Origin of the sequence: Streptomyces pluripotens (assembly GCF_000802245.2) — a bacterium.
In the GTDB taxonomy this organism is placed as follows: domain Bacteria; phylum Actinomycetota; class Actinomycetes; order Streptomycetales; family Streptomycetaceae; genus Streptomyces; species Streptomyces pluripotens.
The window spans coordinates 3,375,858-3,402,055 of the sequence record NZ_CP021080.1 but is presented as its reverse complement, the minus strand read 5'-3'; the positions used below and the strand labels follow the sequence as shown (position 1 = coordinate 3,402,055).

General features: G+C 71.9%; 21 protein-coding genes. 14 read left to right on the top strand and 7 right to left on the bottom strand.

The window, feature by feature from the left end:
• Positions 1 to 62: 62 nt before the first annotated feature.
• Complete coding sequence (locus LK06_RS15250) at positions 63 to 1,217, top strand: PP2C family protein-serine/threonine phosphatase (protein ID WP_052318984.1); 1,155 nt, start codon at positions 63 to 65, stop codon at positions 1,215 to 1,217.
• 143 nt (positions 1,218 to 1,360) lie between these two features.
• On the top strand, positions 1,361 to 2,443 hold the full coding sequence (locus LK06_RS15245) for a hypothetical protein (protein ID WP_039653564.1): 1,083 nt from the start codon (positions 1,361 to 1,363) through the stop codon (positions 2,441 to 2,443).
• Positions 2,444 to 2,446: 3 nt separating this feature from the next.
• On the opposite strand, the gene LK06_RS33200 is transcribed toward LK06_RS15245, so the two are convergent.
• From LK06_RS33200 to LK06_RS15235, 3 genes are all read right to left on the bottom strand, one after another.
• On the bottom strand, positions 2,447 to 2,584 hold the full coding sequence (locus LK06_RS33200; RefSeq protein WP_159025131.1) for a hypothetical protein: 138 nt from the start codon (positions 2,582 to 2,584) through the stop codon (positions 2,447 to 2,449).
• A 132-nt stretch (positions 2,585 to 2,716) separates the two neighbouring features.
• The gene (locus LK06_RS15240) at positions 2,717 to 3,958 is read right to left on the bottom strand and encodes an amidohydrolase (RefSeq protein ID WP_039653732.1); all 1,242 of its coding nucleotides are present in this window, start codon (positions 3,956 to 3,958) and stop codon (positions 2,717 to 2,719) included.
• Positions 3,959 to 4,074: 116 nt separating this feature from the next.
• On the bottom strand, positions 4,075 to 4,290 hold the full coding sequence (locus LK06_RS15235; RefSeq protein WP_052269970.1) for a hypothetical protein: 216 nt from the start codon (positions 4,288 to 4,290) through the stop codon (positions 4,075 to 4,077).
• A gap of 112 nt (positions 4,291 to 4,402) precedes the next feature.
• Between LK06_RS15235 and LK06_RS15230 the strand changes: the two genes are divergently transcribed.
• Together LK06_RS15230 and LK06_RS15225 are read left to right on the top strand one after the other, a co-directional pair.
• Positions 4,403 to 5,746 (top strand): helix-turn-helix domain-containing protein, encoded by a 1,344-nt coding sequence (locus LK06_RS15230; protein ID WP_039653562.1) that lies wholly within the window; start codon positions 4,403 to 4,405, stop codon positions 5,744 to 5,746.
• Between the two features lie 307 nt (positions 5,747 to 6,053).
• Positions 6,054 to 6,629, top strand: a complete 576-nt coding sequence (locus tag LK06_RS15225) for a carboxymuconolactone decarboxylase family protein (protein ID WP_043434465.1) — start codon at positions 6,054 to 6,056, stop codon at positions 6,627 to 6,629.
• A 323-nt stretch (positions 6,630 to 6,952) separates the two neighbouring features.
• On the opposite strand, the gene LK06_RS15220 is transcribed toward LK06_RS15225, so the two are convergent.
• Positions 6,953 to 7,735 (bottom strand): hypothetical protein, encoded by a 783-nt coding sequence (locus LK06_RS15220; protein ID WP_039653559.1) that lies wholly within the window; start codon positions 7,733 to 7,735, stop codon positions 6,953 to 6,955.
• 428 nt (positions 7,736 to 8,163) lie between these two features.
• Here LK06_RS15220 and thrS point away from each other — a divergent pair, with 428 nt between their 5' ends.
• The 7 genes from thrS (at position 8,164) to LK06_RS15185 (ending at position 15,977) form a co-directional block, all read left to right on the top strand.
• Positions 8,164 to 9,426, top strand: coding sequence for a threonine--tRNA ligase (gene thrS / locus LK06_RS15215; protein ID WP_043434468.1), 1,263 nt, complete (start codon positions 8,164 to 8,166; stop codon positions 9,424 to 9,426).
• A gap of 80 nt (positions 9,427 to 9,506) precedes the next feature.
• Positions 9,507 to 10,475 (top strand): nucleoside hydrolase, encoded by a 969-nt coding sequence (locus LK06_RS15210; RefSeq protein WP_039653556.1) that lies wholly within the window; start codon positions 9,507 to 9,509, stop codon positions 10,473 to 10,475.
• A gap of 197 nt (positions 10,476 to 10,672) precedes the next feature.
• The gene (locus tag LK06_RS15205) at positions 10,673 to 12,319 is read left to right on the top strand and encodes a glycoside hydrolase family 13 protein (RefSeq protein ID WP_043404682.1); all 1,647 of its coding nucleotides are present in this window, start codon (positions 10,673 to 10,675) and stop codon (positions 12,317 to 12,319) included.
• Positions 12,320 to 12,526: 207 nt separating this feature from the next.
• The gene (locus LK06_RS15200; protein WP_039653552.1) at positions 12,527 to 13,207 is read left to right on the top strand and encodes a DUF6445 family protein; all 681 of its coding nucleotides are present in this window, start codon (positions 12,527 to 12,529) and stop codon (positions 13,205 to 13,207) included.
• A 217-nt stretch (positions 13,208 to 13,424) separates the two neighbouring features.
• The gene (locus LK06_RS15195) at positions 13,425 to 14,147 is read left to right on the top strand and encodes a DUF4328 domain-containing protein (protein WP_411572772.1); all 723 of its coding nucleotides are present in this window, start codon (positions 13,425 to 13,427) and stop codon (positions 14,145 to 14,147) included.
• Positions 14,148 to 14,274: 127 nt separating this feature from the next.
• Complete coding sequence (locus LK06_RS15190; protein ID WP_174673880.1) at positions 14,275 to 14,940, top strand: SDR family NAD(P)-dependent oxidoreductase; 666 nt, start codon at positions 14,275 to 14,277, stop codon at positions 14,938 to 14,940.
• An 83-nt stretch (positions 14,941 to 15,023) separates the two neighbouring features.
• Complete coding sequence (locus tag LK06_RS15185) at positions 15,024 to 15,977, top strand: MIP/aquaporin family protein (RefSeq protein ID WP_039653549.1); 954 nt, start codon at positions 15,024 to 15,026, stop codon at positions 15,975 to 15,977.
• A gap of 94 nt (positions 15,978 to 16,071) precedes the next feature.
• Here the strand turns inward: LK06_RS15185 and LK06_RS15180 are convergent, their stop codons facing one another.
• The 3 genes from LK06_RS15180 to LK06_RS15175 all read right to left on the bottom strand — a co-directional run bounded on the left by LK06_RS15180 (position 16,072) and on the right by LK06_RS15175 (position 17,782).
• Entirely contained in the window at positions 16,072 to 16,419 is a 348-nt protein-coding gene (locus LK06_RS15180; protein WP_043404679.1) for a transcriptional regulator, read from the bottom strand.
• The gene (locus LK06_RS33195; RefSeq protein ID WP_159025130.1) at positions 16,416 to 16,553 is read right to left on the bottom strand and encodes a hypothetical protein; all 138 of its coding nucleotides are present in this window, start codon (positions 16,551 to 16,553) and stop codon (positions 16,416 to 16,418) included. The genes LK06_RS15180 and LK06_RS33195 overlap by 4 nt, the downstream gene beginning before the upstream one ends.
• Before the next feature lie 167 nt (positions 16,554 to 16,720).
• A complete protein-coding gene (locus tag LK06_RS15175; protein WP_039653546.1) occupies positions 16,721 to 17,782 on the bottom strand; it encodes a PucR family transcriptional regulator in 1,062 nt (353 codons plus the stop codon).
• A gap of 234 nt (positions 17,783 to 18,016) precedes the next feature.
• On the opposite strand from LK06_RS15175, the gene LK06_RS15170 reads away from it, so the two are divergent.
• From LK06_RS15170 to LK06_RS15155, 3 genes are all read left to right on the top strand, one after another.
• The gene (locus LK06_RS15170; protein ID WP_039653544.1) at positions 18,017 to 20,053 is read left to right on the top strand and encodes an SPFH domain-containing protein; all 2,037 of its coding nucleotides are present in this window, start codon (positions 18,017 to 18,019) and stop codon (positions 20,051 to 20,053) included.
• A gap of 279 nt (positions 20,054 to 20,332) precedes the next feature.
• Positions 20,333 to 25,243, top strand: coding sequence for a DNA repair ATPase (locus LK06_RS15165; protein WP_052318983.1), 4,911 nt, complete (start codon positions 20,333 to 20,335; stop codon positions 25,241 to 25,243).
• A 309-nt stretch (positions 25,244 to 25,552) separates the two neighbouring features.
• Positions 25,553 to 26,056 (top strand): CBS domain-containing protein, encoded by a 504-nt coding sequence (locus LK06_RS15155; RefSeq protein ID WP_039653541.1) that lies wholly within the window; start codon positions 25,553 to 25,555, stop codon positions 26,054 to 26,056.
• The last annotated feature ends 142 nt before the right edge of the window (positions 26,057 to 26,198 follow it).

Here is a 26,198-nt window from a genome sequence, read left to right as displayed (position 1 = left end):
CCTACGCTCCCGTGTTTCGCTGAAGACGCCGAAGAACCTGGAGGCCGCCCGCCGTGATCGAAATGGAGTACGGGCGGCGGCATCAGCTGCTGCGCGTACGCGGCCGGAGCATCACCTGGGTGCCGCCGCTGCTGCTGCTCGCAGGGGTCGTACTGCTGGATTTCAACACCCCGGAGCAGTTCCGGATCGTCTCGTGGATCGTCCTGGTCCCCGGTATCGCCGCCGCGATCTGCGGGGTGTGGACGACGGCCGTCTTCAGCCTGCTGTCGGTGCTGACCTACGTCGCCGTCGACAATGCCTGGCCCGACCAGTACCGGGCCGGGACGGCCGATTTCGTGCTGGTGGCCGCCGGCGGTCTGCTGGCCACGCTGGCCGCGGGCGTACGGGTACGCAGGGAACAGCAGATGCTCCATATCCGGGACATCGCCGAGACCACCCGCCGTACGGTGCTGCGCCCGCTCCCGCGCCGCTGGGCCGGCCTGGAACAGGCCGGGGCGTACCTGGCCGCTGACGTCGACGCCCGGGTCGGCGGCGATTTCTACGACATCCAGCCGGGCCCGCACGGCACCCGGGTGCTCGTCGGCGATGTGCAGGGCAAGGGCCTGGGCGCGGTGGAGACCGCTGCCGCCCTGCTCGGCACCTTCCGTGAGGCCGGATATCACGAGAGGGACCTCGCCGATGTCGCCGGACGCTTGGAGGTGCGGATGCTCCGGCACCGCTTCCACACCACCGCACTCGGCCGGGACGACGGCGACCGCTTCGCCACCGCGGTGCTGATCGGCTTCCCCGAGGACGTCGCCGGCACCATCGAGATCGTGAACTTCGGCCACGAACCCCCCCTCTCCGTCGGTCCGAATGGCGTCCGCGAGCTGCCCTGCGGCGGCGGGCTGCCGCTTGGTCTCGGCGACCTTGCGGACGGTCTTCCACCGGTGCGCCGGGTGCCGCTCGCCGTCGACGAGACCCTGCTGCTGGTCACCGACGGGGTGACCGAGGCCCGCGACCGCTCCGGCAGGTTCTATCCGCTGGCCGACGAGGTCGCCCGCGCGGTCACCGCCGATCCGCGTCGCGTCGAACCCCAGCGCCTGGTACTCCTGGTCCGCGACGGGGTGCTGCACCACAGCGGCGGCCGGCTGGCGGACGACACCACGGTCTTCGCCGTGCGGCGGACGCGGGTGGCGCCGGGCGAAGCCCCCGAACGCGGACGTTTGCAGGTCTGAGGCGCGGATTTGCAGCCGCAGCGGCTACGGTGCTGGCTGAAGAGCCGATCCACAGGGTCTGCCGGTCCCAGGGGCCCGCAGTTCGGCAGGACCACAGGGTCTGCGCGTCTACCGGGCCCGCAGAGTCGACAGGGGGAGGACCGATGCCAGGAACCGTGCTGCTGCTCGCAGCCGCGCCGCTGGGCCGGGGACGCCTGGTGGACGCGGCCGGTGTACTGCCGGTGCTGGCCGCCGTCGCCCCCGGCGTGCTGTCCGGCAGCGACACCGCCAACGTGATCGAACTCGCCGACCCGCTGGAACCGCAGGCCGTCCTCACCCGGCTGCGGGCCGCCGCGGCGGCTCCCGGCCCGCTCACCGTGTATGTCACCGGCCAGCTCCACCTGGACCGCCGCCAGCGCCTACCGCATCTGGCACTGGCCCGCACCACCGCGGCCACCGTGCGCTACACCGCCCTGCCCTGGCACTGGATCCGGGAGGAATTGAGGCTGCGCTCCGCTGCGCAGACCGCGCTCGTGGCCGACCTGCACGCGGATGCGGAGGCCTGGCAGTACGTCGTCGCACGAGGGCTCGACTGCGGCCCCAACACCACCGTGCACGGCCGTGTCGTGCCGGCGCCGCGCACGTCGGCCCGGCGGGGGCCCGTCGCGCCGGCGTACATGAAGGCGGTGGCCACGTTGCTGCGCAGTGGGCACCGGCCACCGCTGGAGGTTCTGCACGAGCGGGCGCTGGCGCGGATCGCGGACGCGAGCGGCCCGGGGGACCTGGTACTGGCCCACCGCGGGGGCGTCGCCGCGGGCTCTTCGGCCGCCGATCCGCACGCGGCCATCAGCGCAGCGGTCCAGGCCGGGCGGCACGCCGAGGCCGACGCGCTGGCCGCCGGGTATGAGCGGGCTGCCGTACAGGCGCACGGACCGGCCTCCGAAGACGCCTTGCACTGGTCGGAGGTGCGTGCCGACCTCGCGATGTTCGCGGGGGACCCGGCGCGCAGCTGCCGGGCGTGGCTGGGGGTCGCCGGGGTGCGGCTGGCCGCGGGACAGGCCGCGGACACGCCTGCCGTGGAGGCGGCCGTGGACCGTGCGCACCACCAGTGGGGCCGTATCACCAACGCGGTGCGGGCCCGTGAACTGGGGCCCGCACTCGCGGAGGTGAGGATCAGGGTGCCGGGGCGCCGCAACGGCGCACTGGAGAACGTCCAGCGGCACCTGCGGCAGCTCCAGACCCAGTAGGCCTCACTTGGTGAAGGTGACGTACTTCCAGGGGCCGTGCGTCGTGGAGTTCATGTGGTCACCGGAGGACCAATCGATGTACGACGAGCGGACCCGGAAGTGCCAGCCGACGTCCTGGCTGTGCGTACCGGTGATCTGCACCGCGGAGATGCCGGGGGCGCCCAGCTTGAAGTACGCGGAAGCGCCCGAGTGCCGGGCGCTTCCGGTACCGGACCTGGATGTGTCGGGCCCGGTATCCGGTGTGCCTGGTGCGGCGAGGCTCCAAAGACTAGGTCATGCCACTGACAACAGGGCCAGGGCCCCCGAGGCCAGGGTGCGGACGCCCGGGGCGATGGTGGACAGATCGGGTGCGAAGCGCGGACTGTGATTGCTCGGCACGGCCGCCAGCTTCTCCGGAAGGGTGTCGCCGGGAGCCTGCTCCCACACCTCGGCGGGCGTGGTGGTCACGAACCAGTACGAGTACGGGATCGTACCGAGCGCGAGCTCGGGGAAGTCCTCGCTGCCCATGGCCGGGCCGGGGTCGAACACCGTGTCCGCGCCGAACACCTCGCCGTGCACGGCGGCCACCGCAGCGTCGGTGACGGCGTCGTTGACGGTCATCGGGAAGGTGTCACCGACGGTCACCTCGGGCTCGCGCGGGCAGCCGGCTGCCAGGCACTCGCCGTGCGTGATGCGCCGGACCGCGGCCACCATCCGCTGCCGGACCTGCTCGGACTGGGTGCGCAGGTTCAGCGCGATGCGCGCCTCGGCGGGGATGATGTTGTGTCGGGTGCCCGCCTCGATCCGGCCCACGGTCAGCACGGCGGACTCACCCGCGGCGACCTCCCGGGACACCACTGTCTGCAGCCGGGTGACCAGGTAGGCGGCGGTCACCACCGGGTCCACGGTCGCCTCCGGGCGCGAGCCGTGTCCGCCCCGGCCGTGCACCATGATGTCGATGTCCGTCGAGGCCGACACGATCAGGCCGGGCACGTGCGGGTACAGGCCCGCCGGACCGGGGGTCGCGTGCTGCCCGAGCAGCACGTCCGGGCGGCCGAAGCGCTGGTACAGCCCGTCGGCGACCATCCGGGCCGCGCCCCGCCCGGTCTCCTCGGCGGGCTGGCCCACGACCAGCAGCGTGCCCCGCCAGGTCTCCCGCCCGGCGGCCAGTGCCCGGGCGGCTCCGGCCAGCCAGGTGACGTGCAGATCGTGCCCGCAGGCGTGCATCACCCCGTCCGTCGCGGAGGCGTACGGTAGTCCGGTCGTCTCGGTGACCGGCAGTGCGTCCATGTCGGCCCGCAGCAGCACGGTCGGGCCGTCCCCGTTGCGCAGCCGACCCACGACCCCGGTGCCCCCGACGCCCTCGGTGGTCTCGAACCCGGTGTCCCGCAGCCGGTCGGCCAGTTTCCCGGCGGTGCGGTGTTCGCGCAGCGACAGTTCGGGGTGGCGGTGCAGGTCGCGGTAGAAGTCCGCCAGGTCCGGGACCGGCAGGTCGGCCGTCAGATCGAGCGCGGTGCGGGCGGGAGTCGAGGCCACGGGAGCAGCGTAAGCCCCGGTGGGGCCCGAGGGGAGTACCCGGCCCGGGCCAGAACCGGCCTTGCCCGGTCGGGCGACGGCGCGGCACAGGTGCGTCGGCGCTCGGTCGGCGTCGGTCAGGGTCGGGCGTGCTGCACGACCGCCGTCGGCGTGGGCGCGGTGTCCGCTGCGCGGGCCGGGCCCGCGTTCGCCGCGAGGATGAGGGTCGCCGCGGCGATCACGGCCGCGGCGACGCCCCGGGCGGCGGACGCGCCGCCGCCCGCCCCCCGGAGCCGCGGGAAGGCCGGTTCGGGGGTGTGGTGTCCGTAAGGTGCGGATGGACGTCCGGGCACGGTGACCTCGCAACACGACAGCGGCGTATTAAGCAGGCTTAATCCGCCGTTTAACCTAGGGGTAGCTGGAACCGAACGGCAAGGGGTGCCAGGGGAGTTGGGGGGTCTGGGAATGCAGGAACGGGACGATCCGCAGGTCATCGGGCGGCGCGTGCAACGCCTACGCACCCAGCGTGGGCTGACTCAGCGACAACTGGCCGAACCGGCCTACACGCCGGCCTACATCTCCACTCTGGAGGCGGGCCGGGCCCGGGCCTCCGACGAGGCGCTCAGGCACATTGCGGGCCGCCTCGGGGTCGCCTTCGAGGAACTGGCCCTGGGACGGCCTGCCCACCTCGCCACCGACCTCCGGTTGCGCCTGACCGAGGCACAGCGCGTCCTCGCCGACGGCCGGGCCGAGGAGGCGGCGGCGCGGTACACGGCGCTGCTCGCTGAGGCGGAGACGCACGAGCTCGGCCGTGAGCAGGCCACTGCGCTTCTCGGTCTCGGTGAATGCGCCCTGGAGACGGGGGACCTGGAGCGCGCCCGGGAGTGCTTCGAGCGGGCCGAGAGGCAACTGGGCGGTACTCCACTGCCGATGCGGGTGCCAGCCCTGCGCGGACGCGCCGTCTCCCACTATTTGGCCGGCGAACTCCGTTACTCGGTCTACCTTTTGGAGTCGACGCTCGACGAACTCAACCGCGGTGGCCTGCACGACCCCGATGCCTTGCTGTTGCTCTACGCGAGTGTCATCGGCCCGTACATGGACATGGGCGCCCACGCCCGTGCCGCCCAGGCCGCCGAATTCGCCCTCGCGCTCGCCCCGCAGGCCGCCGACCCCGCACTGGTCGCCCGGATGCACCGCTCGGTGGCCCGTACTCTGCTCGCCGAAGGCCGTGTCGCCGAGGCCGACGCCTCCCTGGCCAAGGCAGCTGAGCTCTACCGCCAGCTCCAGCTGCGCACCGAACTGGCCAACTGCCACTGGATGCGGGGGTACATCCATGCACAGAACGGTCAGCTGACGGCCGCCGAAGCGGAGTTGCGCCAGGCGCTCGACATGCTCGCGAAGACCCGGGCCGCCCTCTACCGCAGCCAGGCCGCGGTCGAACTGGCCGACGTGCTGCACCGCCGCGGCAAGTCGGCGGAGGCGGCCGAGCTGCTCGAAGGCGTGCTGGGCGACTTCTCCTCCGAACGCGGCGCCGTCCACGCGGCCGCCGCCCACCGCCTCCTCGGCATCATCGCCGAGGACTCCCGGGACACCGAGGCTGCCGAAGAGCACTACGTCCGCGCGCTCAGCCTTCTGGAACGTGCGGGTGCCGCCGGCGACCTGGCGGACCTGTGCCGTCTCCTGGGCGACCTGCTGCGCCGTACGGGCCGTATCGAGGCGGCCCTGGACGCCTACCGCACCGGCCTCGGCCACCGCACGACTCCGGGCACCACCACCCTGGGTCCGGCGCCGGCCCAGCCGCCGCTGTGAGAACCCCCGGGACCTGTCCGGCCGAGCACGACCGGTCCTCCCGCCGGTCCCGTCGCACGGCGCCGGCGGACGTCCGGTCGGGTCGCGCCGGTGGCCGGGAGCTGGCTTCCTGCCTACGCTCGGTGTCAAGAGCGTGCCAGCAAGCCTTCGGCCGATGCTGAGAACACGCCGTGGCACAGGGTGGTGCACCGTTCCGGCACGGCACTTCCAGCTCGTGGGTCCGGTGCAGGGCTTAGACGTGTCGAGTCGGGCGAACTCCACCGGGTGAGCGTTCCGAGGCGCAGGCTGGCTGACGGAAGGGCCATCCATGTGTTCGCTACGTCCCGAGAACCTGCCGAAGCTCGATCTGCCCGCGGATTCGGAACTCGACGCGGACACAGCGGCGTTCCTCACGTCGTTGCCGCGGCTGAATGTGTGGCGGATGATCGCGAGGACCGGCATGGTCCGGGAATACCAGGCGGCGCTGTCGGTGATGTTCGGCCCCGACTGGATTCCGGGTGCAGACCGTGAGGTCATCGCCCTGCGGACATTCCGGCAGAATGCCTCGGACTACGAGGTCCCGCAGCACTTCGTCCTGGCCGAGGCCGCCGGGCTCTCCCGAGAGCTCAGCCAGGCCGTTCTGGAAGACGAGCTGGACCGGTTGGCCCCCTGGTTTCAGCGGCTCTGCCGCATGGTGGATGACATGAGCACCCAGGCGAAGCTGAACGCAGCGCAGGTGCGGGAACTCGTGTCGCACTACGGCAGCCAGGACAAAGCCGCGCAAGCCATCATGACCATGGCCTGGTTCCACATGCTGACGCGCTTCGTCGATTCGGCCGGCGTTCCGATCGATGCCGGTCCGGACGCGTATTCCGGACTGTCGGCGCCCACCCGGAACGGATAGGGGGAAGCGCCCTCCAAGCCGTGGACGGTCGGCGGTGCGCTGGCGGGCGTCGGCTGCCTGGTGGCGGCCCTTGTGTTCCTCGCCATCGTGGTGAGTGGACTCGCTGCCCTTTCCGACTGACTCAGGGCACCGGGGCCCGTGGGGAGCGCAGCCCAGGCTTCGGTGGGAACGTCCACAACTACCGTGAACGGGGCACCCGGTGACACAGCACCGAGCCTAGGGCGAGGAGCCGCCCGCGCCGCTGCCGGACTCCCGTGCCCCGTGGCGGCGGGCCGGGCTCGTACCGGACGGGACGGCCTGAGCGGCAGCGGAGGACCCGGCCGTCACACCTGCGCCCGTCCCTGCCTGCGCACGTCGGCCAGGCGCAGCGCGCCGATCTGGACGGCGGCCTGGGTGGCGTCGTTCGGCACCTCGCCGAGACCGCCGTTGGTGAGGGCGAAGGCGTCCGTGCCGACCCGGACGGCGGCCACCTCCATGGTGAGCACGGTCTCCTGTTCGTCGGGCGTGGTACCGGCGAGGGTGATCCGCAGCCCCTGCCGCACGTCCCCGACCTCTGGCAGCGGGGCGTCGACGACCTGCACGTCCTCGACGATCCCGAGGTCCGTGGTGGCCGTGAAACGGGCGCACTGCACCGGCATCGTCCGCAGCCAGGCCAGTGTGGAGTCGACCTCGGCCGGGCTGCGTGCCCCGATCTGGTAGCGCAGCTGGGCGTCGGTGTCGGAGTCGTCCAAGCCGATGGCGACCCGGGCTGGGGCGCCCAGGAGCTCGTCGCTGTAGAGGGCGTCCAACAGCCCCTGGCACTGCCCGGCCCCGGTGGTCGCCTTCAGTAGTCCGTCCCGCCAGGTGGCTGCGCCGTGTGTCGCGGTCCAGGGGGCGCCGAGGTCGGCTTGGGTGATGAGCGCTGCCCGCGCCTGTTCGTCGCTGAGCGAGGAGCCGTCCGCGCGTGCGGACGCCTTGGGCGTCGGGGTCGGTCGGTCGATCGTCGGGAGGGGCTGTGGCGCGGTCGCCGGATGGTTCAGGCCGAGGGCGGCGCAGCTACCGACGGCGAGCAGGCCTGCGGCGATCAGGGAGAGCGGGAGGGCACGGGAGCGTATCGCGGGCGTCATCGGGGTGCCTCCTGGGCTGCGTGCCGGCGGAATCCGGTGGGGGGTGCCTGCTCCCACGGCAACACCACCGGGACCGCCCCACCAGCGCTCCGGGCCGTCCGGGTGAGGGCCCGCGGCACACGCGGGCTGACGGGTGACGGGAGCCTCGTGTGACGAGGGCCTGCGCGCGACGGGCGGGGTCGCGACGGGCGACGAGTGGTACGGGCGAGGTGGGCTGCCAAAATGCGTGGCCAGCCTCCGTACCCCTCGCTACGCTCACGCCCATGCAGCCCGCCCAGCAGTGCCCGTCGCGCACGACGACGCCGGAGACCGTCCCGGCGCGCTGACACCTGACCAGCATCGAAGCCCCGGGGCGAGTGCCCCGGGGCTTCGGCGTATCTGCTTGCGCTTCCCGGTTCCTCGTCCCGTCACCGTACGGAGGAGCCCTGATGAACGACCGACCGCATGACCACCGCCAGCTCGGCCGCGAACTCGGCCTGTTCGGCACCGACCCGCTGATCGGTGCCGGCCTGCCGTACTGGCTGCCTGACGGGGCGGTCGTACGGCACACCGTGGAGGAGTACATCCGGGAGGCGGAACGCGCAGCCGGATACCGGCACGTGTACTCGCCCGCGCTCGGCAAACGGGAACTGTATGAGATCTCCGGGCACTGGGAGCACTACCGGGAGGACATGTACCCGCCCATGAAACTGGGCGCCGACGAAGCCGACGAAGCCGGGGAGGCAGGGGAGGCCGGGGAGGTGGTCCTGCGCCCCAGCCTCTGTCCCCACCACGCCCTGATCTACCGTTCCCGCTCCCACAGCTACCGCGAGCTACCGTTGCGCCTCGCCGAGCTGGGCAGCATGCACCGGGCCGAACCGTCCGGGGCGCTGGGCGGCCTGACCCGAGTGCGGGCCATCCACCTCAACGACGCACATGTCTTCTGCACCCTCGGCCAGGCGGTGCAGGAGGCCGGTGATGCCCTGGAGCTGATCGCCCGTGCCTACGCCGACCTCGGCATCGAGGCGGTGCGCCACCGCCTCTCGCTGCCGGGCGAGGACGGGAAGTACGTCGCCGACCCCGAGCTGTGGCGCCGGTCGATCGCGCTGCTGCGGGAAGTTCTCGCCAAGGCCGGGGTGGCGTATGAGGAGGCGGAGGGTGAGGCCGCCTTCTACGGTCCCAAGATCGACGTGCAGATCGCGGACCCGGCCGGCCGCCAGTCCACCCTGTCCACCGTGCAGATCGACTTCCACCAGCCCGCCCGCTTCAATCTGCACTACACCGGCGCCGACGGCGCGAAGCACCGCCCGGTGATGGTGCACCGCAGCATCGTCGGCAGTGTCGAGCGGGTCGTCGCCCACCTGATCGAGGTGCACGGCGGAGCCTTCCCGGCTTGGCTGGCCCCGGTCCAACTGGTCGTGCTGCCGGTAGCCGGGGAGCAGGTGGAGCAGGCGTCCGCGCTGGTCCGGCAGGCCCTGGCACGGGGCCTGCGCGCCGAACTCGCCGGCCCTGAGCGGGGCACCCTGGGCGCCCGTGTCCGGGCGGCGCGCCTGGTGCCGTACCAGGCAGTGATCGGCGCCCGCGAGGCTGGGGCGGGCCTGGCCGCGGTGCGCCTTCGCGACGGTCGGCGCCCAGGGGAACTCCCCGTCTCCGAGTTGCTGCGCCGGATCGCCGCCCGGGTAGCCGCGCGCGGCACCGTCCTGTGGGAGTGACCGCTGCTCTCGATGGACGATCGGTACCGGTCGCAGCGCTACGGCTCGGCTTAGGGTCGGACCAACGGAAGGAGTCCGCCGTGGCCGGTCACCCCATCCCCGTGATCATCGACTGCGACACCGGTGTCGACGACGCCCTGGCCCTGCTGTTCGCCGTACGCCACCCGGGTCTGGACCTGCGGGCGGTGACCTGCGTGGCCGGGAACACGGACGTCGACGGGGTGGTCCGCAACACCCTGACCGTGCTGGAGCAAGCGGGTGCCCCCGACATCCCGGTGGGGCGGGGTGCCGAACGCCCGCTGCTCGAACCGGCCCGTTCGGCCCGCCATGTGCACGGTGCCGACGGCATGGGCGACCTGGGCCTGCCCCCGCCCAACCGGGCCGCCGCCGCGCTGGACGCCGTCACGCTCCTGCGCCGCGAGATCCTTGCCGCGCCCCGCCCGGTCACCCTGGTCCCGACCGCGCCCCTGACGAACATCGCCCTGCTGCTGCGCACCCACCCCGAGGTGACCCGCAACATCGAGCGGATCGTGTTCATGGGTGGTGCGGTGGCCACCGGCAACGCCACCCCGGTAGCCGAGTTCAACGTCTGGCACGACCCGGAGGCGGCGGCGATCCTGCTGACGGCAGGGGTGCCGATCACGATGTACGGCCTCGACGTCTTCCAGCAGGTCGTCGTTCCCAGCCCCGAGGTGCATCGCCTGCGCGCGAGCGCCGAGTCCGGTACCCGGCTGGCCGGTGAACTCCTGGCCCACCGCCCTACCACGCCGGGCGGTGACCCCGAGGCAGAGGAGGCGGGCGGTCTCGGCGACGCGGGCGCGGTGTGCGCGGTCGCCGACCCGCAGGGCATCACCACCCGTCTGCTGCCGGTCGAGGTCTGCCTCACCCAGGGCCCGGCCCGCGGCCAGACGGTCGTGGACCGCCGTCCCCGTCCCGGCGAATCCGAGATCCACGAGGGCGAGCGCGAACAGTCCCTGGTGGACGTGGCTCTGGAAGTGGACGTGGAGCGGTACGTGCGGCTGTACCTGGCGACGGTGACCCGCTCCTAGGACGGGACGGCCCGGTGGTCCGGCGGTGGGCCGCCGGGCGGCGGTGCCAGGTGGTGCCGGGCCGTATGTCCGTCGGGTCCAGGCCGGCCTCTACGACGTGTGCGCATGGGGGTTGTTCACTCTTCAACGCCCGAAGGTTCCCTTTGCGGGCGGTGTGGACAGATTCCGTACAGTCGTCCGTACCGGAGGGAGCCCGCATGGCAGACCACTCGTCCAAGGACCCCGACTGGTGGCGCCAGGCCGTCGTCTACCAGGTGTATCCGCGCAGTTTCGCCGACGCCGACGGTGACGGGCTCGGCGACCTGAAGGGCATCACCCGGCGCCTGGACCACCTTGCCGCGCTCGGCGTCGACGCCCTGTGGCTGAGTCCCTTCTATCCCTCCGAGCTCGCTGACGGCGGTTACGACGTCGCCGACCACCGGGACGTCGACCCACGCCTCGGCACCCTGGACGACTTCGACGCCCTGGTCGCCCAGGCCCACCGGCTCGGCCTGAAGGTCCTCGTCGACATCGTCCCCAACCACACCTCGCACCTCCATTCGTGGTTCCAGGAGGCCCTGCGATCCGCTCCCGGCTCCCCGGCCCGGGACCGCTACGTCTTCCGGCCCGGCCGTGGCGAACACGGTGAAGAGCCGCCCACCGACTGGCAGTCGGTCTTCGGCGGCAGCGCCTGGAAGAGGGCGCCCGACGGCGAGTGGTACCTCCACCTCTTCGCCCCCGAACAGCCCGACCTGAACTGGGACAACGAGGACGTCCGCACCGGCTTCCGCGCCACCTTGCGCTTCTGGGCCGACCGGGGCGTCGACGGTTTCCGCATCGACGTCGCCCACGGCCTGGCCAAGGACCTCACCGAGCCGCTGCGGGACGTCGGCGGCATCGGTTCCACCGGGGAGGAGGCCCTGCTGCGCGTCCCGCCGGGCAGCCACCCGTACTGGGACCGCGACGAGGTCCACGAGATCTACCGCGACTGGCGCAAGGTCTTCGACGCCTACCGCCCGCGGCGTACCGCAGTCGCCGAGGCCTGGGTGCCCGGCACCCGGCGCGCCTTGTACGCCCGCCCCGACGAACTCGATCAGGCCTTCAACTTCGAGCATCTGCAGGCCGGATGGGACGCGGACGAACTTCGCCGGGTCATCACCGACTCGCTGGCCACGGCCCGTGCCGTTGGCGCTTCCGCGACCTGGGTGCTCTCCAACCACGACGTCGTCCGGCACGCCTCCCGCCTCATGCTCCCGCCCGGCACCGACCCGGGAGCGTGGCTGCTGTCCGGTGGCAGCGCCCCCGCGGTCGACGGGCCGGCGGGGCTGTGCCGGGCCCGTGCCGCGACCCTGCTGATGCTTGCGCTGCCCGGTTCCTCGTACCTCTACCAGGGCGAGGAACTCGGCTTGCCGGAGGTCGCCGACCTGCCCGTCGAGGTCCTCCAGGACCCGGTCTGGGAGCAGACCGGTCGTGTCCGCAAGGGGCGCGACGGCTGCCGGGTGCCGTTGCCGTGGACGACGACGGGACCGTCGTACGGCTTTGGTCCCGGCGCCGCCTGGCTGCCGCAGCCGCCCTGGTTCGCGTCGTACTCGGTTGAGGCGCAGACCGGGACGGAGGGCTCCACGCTGGAGCTGTACCGGACCGCCCTGCAGCTGCGCCGGGGGCTGCTGGAAGGCGAGACGCTGACCTGGACGCAGGACGCCCCCGCCGGGGTCCTGGACTTCACCCGCTCGGCGGCCTGGCGCTGCGTCGCCAACCTCACGGCCACACCGGTGCCGCTTCCGCCGGGCGAGATCCTGCTGAGCAGCGCGCCGTTCGACCGGGCCGGGACGCTGCCACCGGACACCACGGTCTGGCTCGCTTGAACGTGCTGCCGCGGTCCGGGGCAGTTCGGGGCCGTCGGCCGCCGCAGAGGACGTGACGGGCCGGGGCGAGGCGGGATCCCGGCGATCCCGCACGGACACCGGTGGCGGCAGGCAATTGCGTTCCGTTGGTGCTCATGACAAACGGTTGGTGAAATGTTGACCCTCCGCCGGGAGAAGCCGGACGAAACGCGGGCCTAGATTCGCCGCATGCCCCCACCCCCCAGAACGCCTGCCGTCCTCCCCGTCCTGCCCTACCGCAAACCGACCAAGGGCCGCGACTACTGGGTGCTGGACGACGTCCTGCCCGACGTCGATGCCGTGCGGGCGCGCTGCCTGGCCAAGGACGACTGGGTCGAGGGGTACCCCTACACCTCCGAGACGTGGCCGGGCCTGCGTGCCATGCCCGGCCTCGAACCGGGTGAACTCGCCCGTGTCGAAAGGCTGGTCAAGAAGGCGACCGGTGCCAAGGAGCTGTGGGTGCAGCAGGCGCCCGGCGGAGGCACCCTCAATCACAACTGCGTCCAGGTCGTCGGCGAGGGCGAGAGCGAGCCCCGCCCGCACACCGATTCCCGCGCATTGTGCCGGTACGCGGCCGTGCTGTACCTCAACCCGCACGTGCCCAAGGACTGCGGCACCAGTTTCTACCGTCAGCACCTGCCCGGCGGCCGGCTCGGCGGCAACGTCGTGCAGGCCCCGCACAACAACCTCGTCGAGGCCCTCGGTACCCGCTTCGTCACCCCGGACGCCTTCGAGGAGGACGTCCGGGTCCCCCACAGGTACAATCGCCTGCTGCTCTACAACGCCAACCTGGTGCACAGCGCGACCGGTTACTCCGGCAGGACGCTGGAGGAGAAACGCATGACGGCGGTCTTCTTCTGGATGGTCTGAGCCGGTCCCCGTCATCGTGGTGCGAAGCGGAACGCGTGCCGCCCGAACTGTCCTGGCCGTCCCGGGCCCGTCGCGGGCCGGGGACCGGACCGGTGGCCGGCGGCACGAGCGCGGTGCCGGCTTCGCGCGCCGGGATGGGCAACCCATTGCCCGGACCGGCGAAGCGCTGGTCACAGGCCCCTGGCGGTCCGTCCAACCGGTACGTCAGGATGCTCCGGTGACAGAACAGATGGACCAACCCATTGCCTACCCCTTCGGGCTTCGGCCGATCCGGTTGTCGGGACAGCTGGCAGCCGGGGCACTGCTGCTCGCCGGATTGGTCTGGGTCGTGCGGGGTGTGTGGGAGATCCGGCTGGCACTGGCCGGGGAGCCGGCGTCAGGGCCGCCCGTTCAGGGGAACGGAGTGCACCGGCCGCTCAATGCACTGGAGGACTCCTACCATTTCGTCAATGCTGCCGGGAGCGTCGGCGGCCTCCTGTGCGCGGTCTTCTTCATCGGGTGGCTGTGGCGGGTGCGGGACAACGCGAAGGCGTTGTCGGGACAGGTGCCCAAGTACGCGGGGTTCTGGGTCTACGCCGGATGGTGCGTGCCCATCGTCAACCTCTGGATTCCGCGGGGGATCGTCGCCGATGTGTTCCACGCCTCGGCTCCGGGTCGGAAGCTGCCCGCCTCCCTCAACGTGTGGTGGGTGCTGTGGCTGATCGGAATGCTGAGCGGAGTGGGATTCGTGTACCGCGACTCCACCGATGAGATCATCGCCCGTACCTACACCGGGGTGGGGCCGTTGCTGGTGTTCGACGCTGCCGTCGTCGGTTCGGCCGTGGCGGGGGCCCTCGTCGTACGGGCCCTGACCCGGGTGCAGCTGGAGCGGATGCGGGGGGTACTGCCGGAGGGTGACAAGGGCGGTCACGTCGTGGCCCCGTCCCCGGGAGTGTCCTGACTCGTGCCGGGACCGGGTCGGCCGTGCCCGGCTGACTGAGCTCCCGTCATGTCCGGCCGTCCTGATGTGGGGCCGGGGCGGGTGAGCGGTGTGTGCGGCCGTGCCGGGCGCGGTACGGATGCCCGGCATGAGCAGTGTCGCGATCGTGGGTGCGGGGCCCGGGCTGGGGGCCGCCGTTGCGCGTAGGTTCGGGCGGGAGGGTTTCGGTGTCGCGCTGATCGCCCGGGACCGGGACCGGCTTGATGAGATCGCCGGCCTTCTGGGAGCCGACGGGGTCACCGCTTGCGGGTTCGGCGCCGATGTGCGCAAGCCGGAGGAGTTGGCCGCGGCTCTGGACAGCGCCGCCGACGCGCTCGGCACCGTCGAGGTGCTGCAGTACAGTCCGGTGCCGCACCGGGACTTCATGCGGCCCGTGCTGGAGACCGGGCACCGCGACCTCGTCGGACCGGTCGAGTTCTCGGTGTACGGGCCTGTCGTCGCGGTGCAGCGGGTGTTGCCGGGGATGCGGGGGCTGGGACGCGGCACCATCCTGTTCGTCAACGGGGGTACCGCCGCCGTGCCCCGCCCGGAGCGGGCGGGGACTTCGATCGCGTTCGCCGCGGAGAGCGCGTACGGGCTTCTGCTGCACGAACGGCTGGCCCGCGAGGGCATCCATGTCGCGCAGCTGGTGATCTCGGGGGCGATCGTGCCGGGGCACCCCCGGAGGGACCCAGTCGTGCTGGCCGAGACCCTGTGGAGCATGCACCGGGAGCGGCACGGGTTCCGGCGGTACGCCGACGACCTCGACGGCTGACGGGGTCCTGTCATCCTGCGTAGTGGGAGTTTGTGGGCCAATATGGGGATGTTGGCCGCATTGCTCTCTTCGAGGGGGCCTCAATGGCTGTCGAAATACCGGCGCTCATCAAGCCGTCCCGGCTCAGAAGCCGCGGAGGACTGCTGGGCGAGTGCCTCGCGGAGTTCCTCGGGACCTTCGTCCTCATCTCCTTCGGCTGCGGCGTGGTGGCGATGGCGGTCGCCGCGCTGCCCGGCTCGGGCCGTGCCGCCACACCCACCACGATCTTCCTCGCGGCCGGAGACTGGCTGCTGATCACCTGGGGCTGGGCACTGGCCGTCGCCTTCGGTGTCTATGTGGCCGGCGGTGTGAGCGGTGCCCACATCAACCCGGCGGTGACGCTGGCCATGGCCGTGCGCCGTGGGTTCGCCTGGGTCAAGGTGGTGCCGTACATCATCTCGCAGGTGGTGGGCGCGTTCGCGGGCGCTGCGCTGGTGTACCTCGTCTACCACAACGCCATCAGCGCCTACGACAGCGCGTCGACGGCGCCGAAGACGAACGGGCACACGCTCGCCTCGTTCTCCATCTTCGCCACCTTCCCGGCGCCCTACTTCCATGGTGGTGTCGCGGGTCCGCTGATCGACCAGATCGTCGGTACGGCCTTCCTGGTCATGTTCGTCGTCGCCATCATTGACCTGCGCAACCAGGCGGTGAAGGCGAACCTCGCCCCCCTCATCGTCGGTTTCATCGTCGCCGCGATCGGCATGTCCTACGGGGCCAACGCGGGCTACGCCATCAACCCGGCGCGTGACTTCGGGCCGCGGCTCTTCACCTGGGTGGCGGGCTGGCAGAGTTTGGCCTTCCCGGGGAGCGAGTCCGGCGCGTTCAGCGCCTATTGGTGGATCCCGATCGTGGGGCCGCTCGTCGGCGGCGTGATCGGGATCCTGATCTACGACCTCTTCATCGGTGACGTACTGCTCGTCCGGGCGGAACTCGCCGAGCCGCGGGAGCCGGGGGAGACGACCCCGGTGCGGACGGTCGACGAGGACGAGGGGTGACGAGGGGGGGACGAGGGGTGACGAGGGGTAGGGCGGCCTGTCGTTTCCTCCGTGGGTGCGGGTGCGGGTGCGGGTGCGCGGTAAGGCGCGCGTGTCAGGCGTCGTTTGCGTCCTGCGCCCCGGCACCCGCCCGGCGGGCCGTGGCCGCGATCTCCTCCAGGGCCGCCAGGTGGCCGGCCAGCGCCCGGTGGCCGCTGATGGTGAGGGAGGCCCAGGTGCGCGGGCGTTTGCCCAGGTGGCCCTTGCGGACCCTGACGTGGCCTGTCTTCTCCAAGGCGGAGAGGGTCTTGCTCAGCGTGGAGTCGGACACCCCGCAGTAGTCGCGCAGCACCCCGAACTCGGCTTCACCGCAGGCGGAGAGGTAGGCGGTGAGGGCCAGCCGGTTGGGGTGGTGCAGTTCCCGGTCCAGAGCTGGGGGCGCGTCGCCCGGGTGGCCGGTCATACAGGGCCTTGGGCGATGCCGTAGCCGCGGGAACGGATCCGGCCCGCTGTGCGGGCCGCGGCCTGGGCTGCCTGCGCGGCGCCGAGTGCCTGCGCCGCCTGCCGTGCGTCGATCGAGTCCCCCGCACTGGTCATGTGTGCGCCTCCGATGCGCTCTGGTGTACTGCGGTGAGGTCACTGCGTTGATGGTCAGTCAACTCTCTGTTCCACACATCGTCATCATGGATAGTACTTTCCAAGAATGCAAGTACTTTCCGGTCCGGCGGCCGGTCGTACCGTTGCCCGGTGCGGCCGGGCGCCGCTCACAGCGGTCTGTTCGGCCAGTCCAGCAATCGTGCCCCGATCACCGCCGTCTGGAGCGTGTATCGGTGGGCGGGGTCGGCTGGATTGGCGCCGGTGAGCTTGTGGATGCGCTCCAGGCGGTAAGTGAGTGCGCGCACGCTCAGCGAGAGGCGGCGGGCGGCCTCGGCGGCCACGCAGCCGGAGTCGAAGTATGCGGTGAGGGTGTCCAGTAGGGGCAGCGCACCGCCCCGGGCCGAGGTGAGCGGGCCGAGGGTGTGCGAGACCAGGTCGGCCATCGCCTGCCGGTCCCGGGTGAGGACGGGGTACACCAGCAGGTCGGCGGCGCGCAGCACCGGCTCCTCCAGGTCGAGGCGGGCGGCCATCTCCAGTGCGGCCAAGGCCTCTTCGTACGACTGCACGACCCCGCCGGGGCCGGGCTGCGGGCGGCCGATCGCGACCCGGCCGCCGTCCGTGGCCGCGTACGCCTGTTTGGCGAAGTGGACGATGACCTCCTCCTCGTCACCGGGGGCCACGCACAGCAGTCGGCCGTTCTTGGTGGTGAGCAGGATGCTGCGGGCGTCGAACCGGGCTAGGACGGCGGCCTCGACCTGACGGGCGACCGGGTCACCCTCCCCGTACGCGGCGGAACCCTCGGCAACAGCTACCGAGTGGGCGCGGGAGAGCCGCAGACCAAAACGTTCGGCGCGTTCGGCGAGCCGGCCCAAGTCGCTGCGGCCGTAGAGCAGGTCGTCGATGAACTCCCGGCGCGCGGCTTCCTCCCGGCGCACGGCGCTGCGCTGGGCACGTTCGTACCCTTCGGCGAACGCGTCGACCGCCTGCTGCACGGCGCCCAGCGCGCTGTCGGCCGAGCCGGGAGCCTGGGGCCAGGAGGCCCGGGCGGCGGCGAGGTGGGCGACGACCAGGGCACGCAGCCCCTGCCCGGACTCCGCGGCCTGTTCGCCCAGTGTCCGATGGGCTTTGAGCTCGTCTCTGGTCAGGCGTCGACCGGTGGCCGCGACGTCGGCCAGCGTGCGGACGAAACCGTTCAGATAGCGCTCGGGTATGTCCTGCTGCTCGGTCACGCTGCCCCGTTCCCCCTGGTGATCTTTACGGGCCGACGGCGTTCACTGAGTGCCGGTCCGGCATGCAGACCCTAGTGAACTCTGCCGGAAACCGGCAATGCGGGAGCATGCCCCCCTCACGCACCATCCTCCGTGGGGAGCGCTATGGAGGGTTCCGGTGCCGGACATCGGCAGATGTCCGGCACCGGAACCACGGGGGCTCCGACCTCGTTGCCTGATGCAAGGACGTATGCTATGGAAGCCCTCGGCGTGCTCATCGCCGTATGCCTGTTCGCCGCGCTGTTCGTGCTGTTCCTGCTGTCCCGGCTCTATCGCAAGGTGGAGCAGGGGCGTGCCCTGATCGTGTCGAAGATCCGCAAGGTGGAGGTGAGCTTCACCGGGCAGGTCGTGCTGCCGGTGCTGCACAAGGCCGAGGTCATGGACATCTCGGTGAAGACGATCGAGATCACCCGCTCCGGTCGGGACGGGCTGATCTGCCGGGACAACATCCGGGCGGACATCCGCATCTCGTTCTTCGTCAAGGTCAACAAGACGGCCGAGGACGTCATCAAGGTCGCCCAGGCCGTCGGTACCGCGCGTGCCAGTGACCAGGCCACGCTGCAGGAGCTGTTCCACGCGAAGTTCTCCGAGGCGCTGAAGACCGTCGGCAAGCAGATGGACTTCACCGACCTCTACACCAAGCGGGAGGAACTGCGCTTCCAGATCATTGAGTTGATCGGTGTCGACCTCAACGGTTACCACCTGGAGGACGCGGCGATCGACTATCTGGAGCAGACGCCGCTGACTCAGCTGGACCCGGCCAACGTCCTCGATGCCCAGGGCATTCGCAAGATCACCGAGCTGACGGCGGTCGAGCACGTGCGCACCAACGAGGCCAAGCGCACGGAGGAGAAGGAGATCACCCGGCAGGACGTCGACGCCCGCGAGGCCATTCTGGAGCTGGAGCGCCGGCAGACGGACGCCGAGATCAAGCAGAAGAGGGAGATCGAGACGTCCCGCGCCCGAGAGGAGGCCGAGACCGCACGGGTCGTGGAGGAGGAGCGGCTGCGTGCCCAGACCGCCTTCCTGCGCACCGAGGAACAGCTCGGCGTGCAGCGCGAGAACCAGTCCCGGGAGATCGCCGTCGCCGCGAAGAACCGCGAGCGGGTCATCGCCGTGGAGAACGAGCGGATCGAGAAGGACCGGCTGCTGGAGGTCATCGCCCGAGAGCGGGAGACCCAGCTGACGCAGATCGCCGCGGAGAAGGAAGTCGAGGCGGAGAAGCGGGAGATCGCCGAGGTCATCCGCGAGCGGGTCGCGGTGGACCGTACGGTCGCCGAACAAGAGGAGTCCATCAAGAAGCTGCGCGCCGTGGAGCAGGCCGAGCGCGAGCGGCAGGCCATCGTCATCGCCGCCGAGGCGGAGGCGCAGGAGAAGCTGGTCAAGGACATCAAGGCCGCCGAGGCCGCAGAGCAGGCCGCCACCCACCGCGCTGCCGAGGAACTCACTCTCGCCGAGGCCCGGTTGAAGACCGCGGACTTCGACGCGCAGGCCAAGCTGCGGCTTGCCGAGGCTGTCCAGGCGGAGGCCGCCGCTGAGGGTCTGGCCGCGGTGCAGGTCCGTGACAAGGAGGCCGAGGTCATCGAGAAGGCCGGTCGGGCGGAGGCGGAGGCCACCCAGGCGCGGCTGCGTGCGGAGGCCGACGGCACTCAGGCCAAGGCGCTTGCGGAGGCCGCCGGCATCGGCGAGAAGCTGAAGGCCGAAGCGGCGGGCCTGACCGAGAAGGCGGCGGCGATGGCCGCCCTGGACGAGGCTTCGCGCGGACACGAGGAGTACCGGCTGCGGCTGGAGGCGGAGAAGGAGATCCGGCTGGCCGGGCTGGACACCCAACGGCAGGTCGCCGAGGCCCAGGCCACGGTGCTGGCGACCGGTCTGGAGAACGCCGACATCGACATCGTCGGCGGGGAGTCCGTCTTCTTCGACCGGCTCGTCTCGGCGGTCTCGCTCGGCAAGTCGGTCGACGGCTTCGTCGCCAACTCCAGCACCGCTCAGTCGCTGGCCGGGCCCTGGCTGGACGGTTCGTCGAGCTTCACCGACGACCTGACCCGCATCCTCGGCTCGTTCGGCACGGCCGATGTGCAGAACCTGACGGTGTCGGCGCTGCTGATGGGATTGATGAAGGGCGGTGGCCCGCAGGCCGGCCGGTTCCAGGAACTGCTGGACCGGGCGGGCGAACTGGGCCTGTCCGACACCCCGCTCGCCGCGCTGAACGGCTCCATGGTCCGGGGCTGAACGGCTCCTTGGTCCGGCTGGACGGCTCCGGCCGCACCGGACCGAGAGCCGCGGCAGAACGGCCGCCGCACGGGGGCGGCGCCGCAAGGGGGGCATCGCCGTACGGGGGCGGCGATGCATGGGAGGCCACCGGCCGGGGCCGCCGCCGAACGGGGGTTGGCGGCGGCCCCGGCCGGTACGCACACCCCGGCGGCTCTTCGCCGTTCCCCCTGAGCTGCTCCTTGTAGCTCCTCATGGCTTCCTCACAGCTCACCGCAGTTCTCGAAGGGAACATCCTCCATGGCAACCGTCGTCCCGGAGACGGGCTCGAACGACGACACGGTGGACGCCGGCACCCACGGCACGGTCGACACCGGCACCTACGAGGTGCTCCGCGACCGGCTCGCCGCTCAGGCCGCTGACCTCACCCGGCGTGCCGAGGCGTTGAACGACCGCCGCGCCGAGGAGTTCGGCTCGGCCCGGCTGGAGCTCACGGCCACCGAGCGCCTCGGCACCGCACACGGCTGCGTGCCGTGCGACATCGTGGCCGTCGGGGACGTCCTGTTGTTCGGCGGAACGGGGCGCGGCGACGACGGGACCGGGATCGCCGTCGGCGACGTGCTCGCCCTGTACGACCGGGACGGCAACCGGCTGCCCGAAGACGCCGTACCGGGCCTTCTCGACGACCCGGCGTTCGTACAGGAGTTCACCGCGCTGCACCGCTACTACCGGCAGGCGCGCCTGCTGCGGCTGCGCCGGGTCGGCGGACGGCTGCTGGCGGTGTTCCGCACGGGCGAGAAGGCCGACGACGTCCGCGCCCTGCGGTGGGCCCTGACGGACGGTGGCCGGGCGGAGTTCCTGGACGCCCGGGGCGACCGCGACGACGCCTTCCCACCCGCGCACGACGTGGCCTGGACGCAGACCACCCGGGAGGACCACGTCCTCGGCCGGGATGCGCGTGACGGTCGTGACCTGCGGGATCCGTACGTCGCGGTGCCCGGTGGGTTGGGCGTGGCCACCGTCGGGGGTTTCCTCACCGTGCGTACCCGGGACGGTGAGGAGTTGTTCGCCGAACCGGTGCAGGAGCCGCTGCAGTCGCTCGCCGATGCCGGTGTCGCCCACGCCCGCGTGGGAGCACTGGTGCTGCTGCGAGTGCGGCCGTACAAGGAGGATGCCGACCGGTACCTGGTGTTCGACACCCTGAACCGGACGGTGGTCCGGCTGGACGGCATCGGGCAGGCCTGCCGCCGGCTGCCCGAGGAGCAGGGCATCGTGTTCCCCGGCGGGTACTGTCTGGCCGGCGGCGCACACAAGGCGTACGAACTCGATGTGCAGGCACTGGAGTTCGAGTGCGAGGTGCGTGCCCCGAACGGGGAGGACGTGCTGTACGCGTTCCGCTCCCGGGCCGAGGGCCGCGCCCTGCTGCTGTCGTACAACACCCTGCGCAAGGAGGTCGCGACCCCGCTGCCGTGCCGTGGCTGGGCGCTGTTCGACGACGGCGGCCTCGCCGTGCTGCGCACCAAGGACGGCGAACCCGCGCGCACCCACCCGCTCCAGTGGTGGACCTCGCCGTACGTCTCCGACACCCATGCCGCCGCCCTGCGCACTGGCACCGGCGAGCTGGCCCGGGTCGGCAACGCGGACCTCGTGCGCGGGCTCGCCGACTGCCTGTCCGTCGCCCGGCTGGTGGCCGACGGCATCGGGACGGGCGAGGGTTACCGGGCACTGGCAGCCGCCTGTGTGCGCGCCGCCGACAGCCACCACTGGCTCGCCGAGCCCGGACTGGGTGGCCTGCACGAGCCGCTGGAGGCGGTCCGGGAGACCGCCGAGCAGGTGCTGGCGGAGTTCGAGACCGTACGGGACCTGACCCGGCAGGCAGCGGACGCCCTGGACGAGGCCGCCGAACGGATCGCCTCCGTGGTGCGCCGGCTGCGCGGCGAAGCCCCGCGCGAGGCCGCGGCCTGGGTGCGCGGATTGACCGAACTCCGGCAGGCACACGGCCACGTGCTCACCCTGAAGGAGCTGCGGTACGTCGACGCCGCCCGGGTGGATGCGCTGGCCGCCGAAACGGAGGCGGACCTCGGCGCGTTCGGGCGGCGCGCGGTGACCTTCCTGGCCCGCGAGGACGCCTTCGCCACTCACCAGGAGGACGTCGCACGGCTCGTCGCCGAGGCGGAGTCGATCGAGACGGTCGCCGCCGCGGCACCCGTCACCGCCCGGTTGGACGACCTCGCCGACGGGCTGCGCACGGTCACCGAGGTCGTCGCCGGCCTCGACATCGCCGACGCCACGGTCCGTACCGCCGTGCTGGAGCGCATCGCCGACGTGCTGGGCGGGGTGAACCGAGCTCGTGCCACCCTCGACGCCCGCCGCCGCGGCCTCCAGGACCACGAGGGGCGAGCGGAGTTCGCCGCCGAGACGGCCTTGCTCGCCCAGGCCGTCACCGCCGCGCTCGCCGCGTCCGGCACCCCGCAGGAGTGCGACGACCAGCTCACCGGCGTGCTCTCCCGGGTGGAGGACCTGGACGGCCGTTTCGCCGAGTTCGATGACTTCCTCACCGAACTCGCGGACAAGCGCACCGAGATCTACGAGGCGTTCGCCGCCCGCAAGCAGTCCCTCGCCGACGCCCTCGCCCGACGCGCCGAACAGCTCGCCGTGTCGGCGGGGCGGGTGCTGGAGACGATCGGCAGGCGCGTGGCGACGCTCGCCGACACCGACGCCGTCACCACCTACTTCGCCTCCGACCCGTTGGTCGCCAAGGTCCGCCGTACCGCCGCGGAACTGCGTTTTCTCGGCGACAGCGTGCGGGCCGAGGAACTCGACGGCCGGCTCAAGACGGCCCGTCAGGAGGCTGCCCGCGCGCTGCGCGACCGCACCGACCTGTACGTCGACGACGGCCGCACCCTGCTGCTCGGCGGTCACCGGTTCGCCGTCAACACCCAGCCGCTCGACCTGTCCCTCGTGCCGCACGGTGACGGCCTGGCCTACGCCGTCACCGGAACCGACTACCGCGCCCTCGTCACCGACCCGGACTTCGCCGCGACCCGCCCCTTCTGGGACCGCCACCTCCCGTCCGAGTCACCCGAGGTCTACCGTGCCGAACACCTCGCCGCCCGGTTGCTGGCCGGGCACGGTCCGGCCGTCCTCGCCGCCGCTGACCTGCCCGCCCTGGTGCGCCGGGCGGCGCAGGAGTCGTACGACGAGGGCTACGAGCGTGGCGTCCACGACCACGACACCACCGTGATCCTCACTGCCCTGCTGCCCCTGTACGACGGTGCGGGAACCCTGCGGCACGAGCCCGCCGCCCGGGCCGCCGCCCAGCTGTTCTGGGCGCATGCCGCCACCGAGGCGGACCGGACCGACTGGGTGCGGCGGGCGGTGTCCCTGGCCCGGGCCAGGGACACCTTCGGCGATGTGCCGGCGATCGGCGAGCTGCAGCGGGAGCTGGCCGGGGTCATCGAGGCCTGGGACCCGCAGCTGGCGGGTGCTCCGGCTGCCGCGTACCTTTTCGAGGAACTGACCTGTGGTCCCGAGGGCTTCGTGCTGGGCGCTGCCGCCCGCACCCTGCTGGAGAAGTTCCGGCACACGGTGGGGAGTTCGGACTACGGCCGGGACTTGGAGGGGCTGACCGAGCTGTCCGCGCGCCGGCAGGTCGCCGAGGCCTGGCTCGGCTCGTACGCCGCTGCGACCGGCACCGACGCCGCTCCCGGTGAACTGGCCGAGGCGGTCGCCGCCGAGCTGTGTCGAGACCTGCCCCGCTACGAAGGCGACGCCCCGCTGACCGCGACCGCCGAGGGCCTGTTGGGCACCCATCCGCGGATCGCCGGCGGCCGGCTGCCGGTGCGGCTGGACGAGTTCCTGGCCCGGACGGCCCGGTTCGCGGCGCACGACGTGCCCGCGTTCCGCGCCTACCAGGGCCGCCGCAGTTCCCTGCTGGCTGCCGAACGCGACCGGCTGCGGCTGGCCGACCACCGGCCCCGCGTCATGTCGGCCTTCGTCCGCAACCGGCTGGTGGACGAGGTGTACCTGCCGCTGGTCGGCGACAGCCTGGCCCGCCAACTCGGCACCACTGGCGCGGGCAAGCGCACCGACACCGGTGGGCTGCTCTTGTTGGTCTCCCCGCCCGGCTACGGCAAGACGACCCTGATGGAGTACGTCGCCGACCGGCTCGGCCTGATGCTGGTCAAGGTCAGCGGCCCGGCGCTCGGGAACTCCGTCACCTCGCTGGACCCGGCAGACGCCCCGAACGCCACCGCCCGCCGCGAGATCGAGAAGATCAACTTCGCGCTGGCAGCCGGCAACAACACCCTGCTCTACCTAGACGACATCCAGCACACCTCGCCCGAGCTGCTGCAGAAGTTCATCCCGTTGTGCGACGCCACCCGCCGTATCGACGGGGTGTGGGACGGCGGGCCGCGCACCTACGACCTGCGCGGCAAGCGGTTCGCGGTGTGCATGGCCGGCAATCCCTACACCGAGTCCGGTGAGCGGTTCCGCATCCCCGACATGCTCGCCAACCGGGCCGACGTCTGGAACCTCGGCGACGTACTCACCGGCAAGGAGGACGCCTTCGCGCTCAGCTTCGTCGAGAACGCCCTGACGGCCAACCCGGCGCTGGCCCCGCTCGCCGCCCGCGAGCGCGCCGATCTGGAGTTGCTGGTCAGGCTGGCTGCGGCTGACCCCACGGCCCGTGCCGACCGCCTCGCCCACCCGATACCGCAGGCCGATCTGGACCGTGTCCTGGCCGTGCTGCGCCATCTGCTGGCGGTGCGCGACACGGTGCTCACCGTCAACGCGGCCTACATCGCATCGGCCGCCCAGGCCGAGGAGGCCCGTACCGAGCCGCCGTTCCGGCTGCAGGGCTCCTACCGGGACATGAACCGGATTGCCCAGCGGCTGCGGCCGGTCATGAACGGCGCCGAACGCGATGCCGTCGTCCACGACCACTACACGGCCGAGGCCCAGACCCTCACCACGGGCGCCGAGGCCAACCTGCTGAAGCTGGCCGAACTGTGTGGCACGCTCACCGCCGAACAGGCCGCCCGCTGGGCCGAGGTGAAGACCGCCCACGTCCGGGCCCGCACGCTCGGTGGCCCGGAGGAGGACCCGCTGGCCCGGGCGGTGGCCGCCCTGGGCCTGCTGGCAGACCGGGTGGCGGCCGTGGAGTCGGCCATCACCCGGGCCCGCGTCGTCCGGGGAGGGGAACACTGATGGTGTACTTCCTCGCTCCCGTGTCGGCCGCGTTCGCGGTCGTCACCCTGAGCACGGCGTTACTGGTCCGCCGGGACCGCCGGCGTGCGGGCGCCTACCGCGTTCTGGGCAGTCCCGGCGCGAACGGTGGGCTGGTCTGGCGCACGGACAGCGAGACCGAAACGATCCGGGCGTTCACGGCACCGGCCGCGCAGCGGGCCTCCGGTCCCCGGTCGCCGGGCGGAGCGGACCGGGGACCGGGAGGATGTCCGTTCGCCGCCCGCCGGTTGTATCGTGATCGTACGAGCGAGCCTGAGACAGGAGCCGAGCGTGCGCGCGCGTGACCTGGCGGTGGAGTACGAGACGATCGGCCTTGACAGCGACGCCCTGGACGCGGCCCGGCTGATGGCCGAACACCGGCTGCCCGCCCTGCTGGTGGTCGACGACCAAGGCGCCCCACGGGCGATTCTGCCCGCCTCCCAGATGATCAAGATCCTGGTGCCGGCCTATGTGGTCGAGGACCCCACCCTCGCGGCGGTGGTCGACGAGCGTCACGCCGACCGGCTGTGCGAGGCACTGGCCGGCCGCAAGGTGAGCGAGTGCCTGTCGCAGAGCGTGCCCCCGCCGCCCGTCGCCGCGGCGGACGACACCGCGCTGGAGGTCGCCGCGCAGATGGCGCAGGCACGCAGCCCGCTGGTGGCCGTTGTCGAGGAGGACGAGGTGGTCGGCGCGGAGAAGGACAAGTCGGGTGGGCGCCTGCTCGGTGTGATAACCGCCTCTCATCTTCTCGAACGCCTGCTTGCCGCGACATCGCACGGTCCGGCACCGGCCTAGCCGGTCCGCCGTGCCCCGGCCCGGTTCGGCAGGTATGTCGTGCTCCGGTCCGGTTGGTAGGTATGGCCCGCTCCAGCCTGTTTCAGCAGGTATGTCGTATCCCGGTCCGACCCGGCCTGGCAGGTCATGCCGGCGGGGGGTG

Coding starts and splice junctions, on each gene's coding strand:
- LK06_RS15190 (WP_174673880.1), top strand. CDS start 14,275: ATGAGCAGTGTCGCGATCGTGGGTGCGGGGCCCGGGCTGGGGGCCGCC.
- LK06_RS15245 (WP_039653564.1), top strand. CDS start 1,361: ATGCCAGGAACCGTGCTGCTGCTCGCAGCCGCGCCGCTGGGCCGGGGA.
- LK06_RS33195 (WP_159025130.1), bottom strand. CDS start 16,553: ATGACCAGTGCGGGGGACTCGATCGACGCACGGCAGGCGGCGCAGGCA.
- LK06_RS15225 (WP_043434465.1), top strand. CDS start 6,054: ATGTGTTCGCTACGTCCCGAGAACCTGCCGAAGCTCGATCTGCCCGCG.
- LK06_RS15230 (WP_039653562.1), top strand. CDS start 4,403: ATGCAGGAACGGGACGATCCGCAGGTCATCGGGCGGCGCGTGCAACGC.
- LK06_RS15250 (WP_052318984.1), top strand. CDS start 63: ATGGAGTACGGGCGGCGGCATCAGCTGCTGCGCGTACGCGGCCGGAGC.
- LK06_RS15220 (WP_039653559.1), bottom strand. CDS start 7,735: ATGACGCCCGCGATACGCTCCCGTGCCCTCCCGCTCTCCCTGATCGCC.
- LK06_RS15165 (WP_052318983.1), top strand. CDS start 20,333: ATGGCAACCGTCGTCCCGGAGACGGGCTCGAACGACGACACGGTGGAC.
- LK06_RS15205 (WP_043404682.1), top strand. CDS start 10,673: ATGGCAGACCACTCGTCCAAGGACCCCGACTGGTGGCGCCAGGCCGTC.
- thrS (WP_043434468.1), top strand. CDS start 8,164: ATGAACGACCGACCGCATGACCACCGCCAGCTCGGCCGCGAACTCGGC.
- LK06_RS15170 (WP_039653544.1), top strand. CDS start 18,017: ATGGAAGCCCTCGGCGTGCTCATCGCCGTATGCCTGTTCGCCGCGCTG.
- LK06_RS15200 (WP_039653552.1), top strand. CDS start 12,527: ATGCCCCCACCCCCCAGAACGCCTGCCGTCCTCCCCGTCCTGCCCTAC.
- LK06_RS15180 (WP_043404679.1), bottom strand. CDS start 16,419: ATGACCGGCCACCCGGGCGACGCGCCCCCAGCTCTGGACCGGGAACTG.
- LK06_RS15185 (WP_039653549.1), top strand. CDS start 15,024: ATGGCTGTCGAAATACCGGCGCTCATCAAGCCGTCCCGGCTCAGAAGC.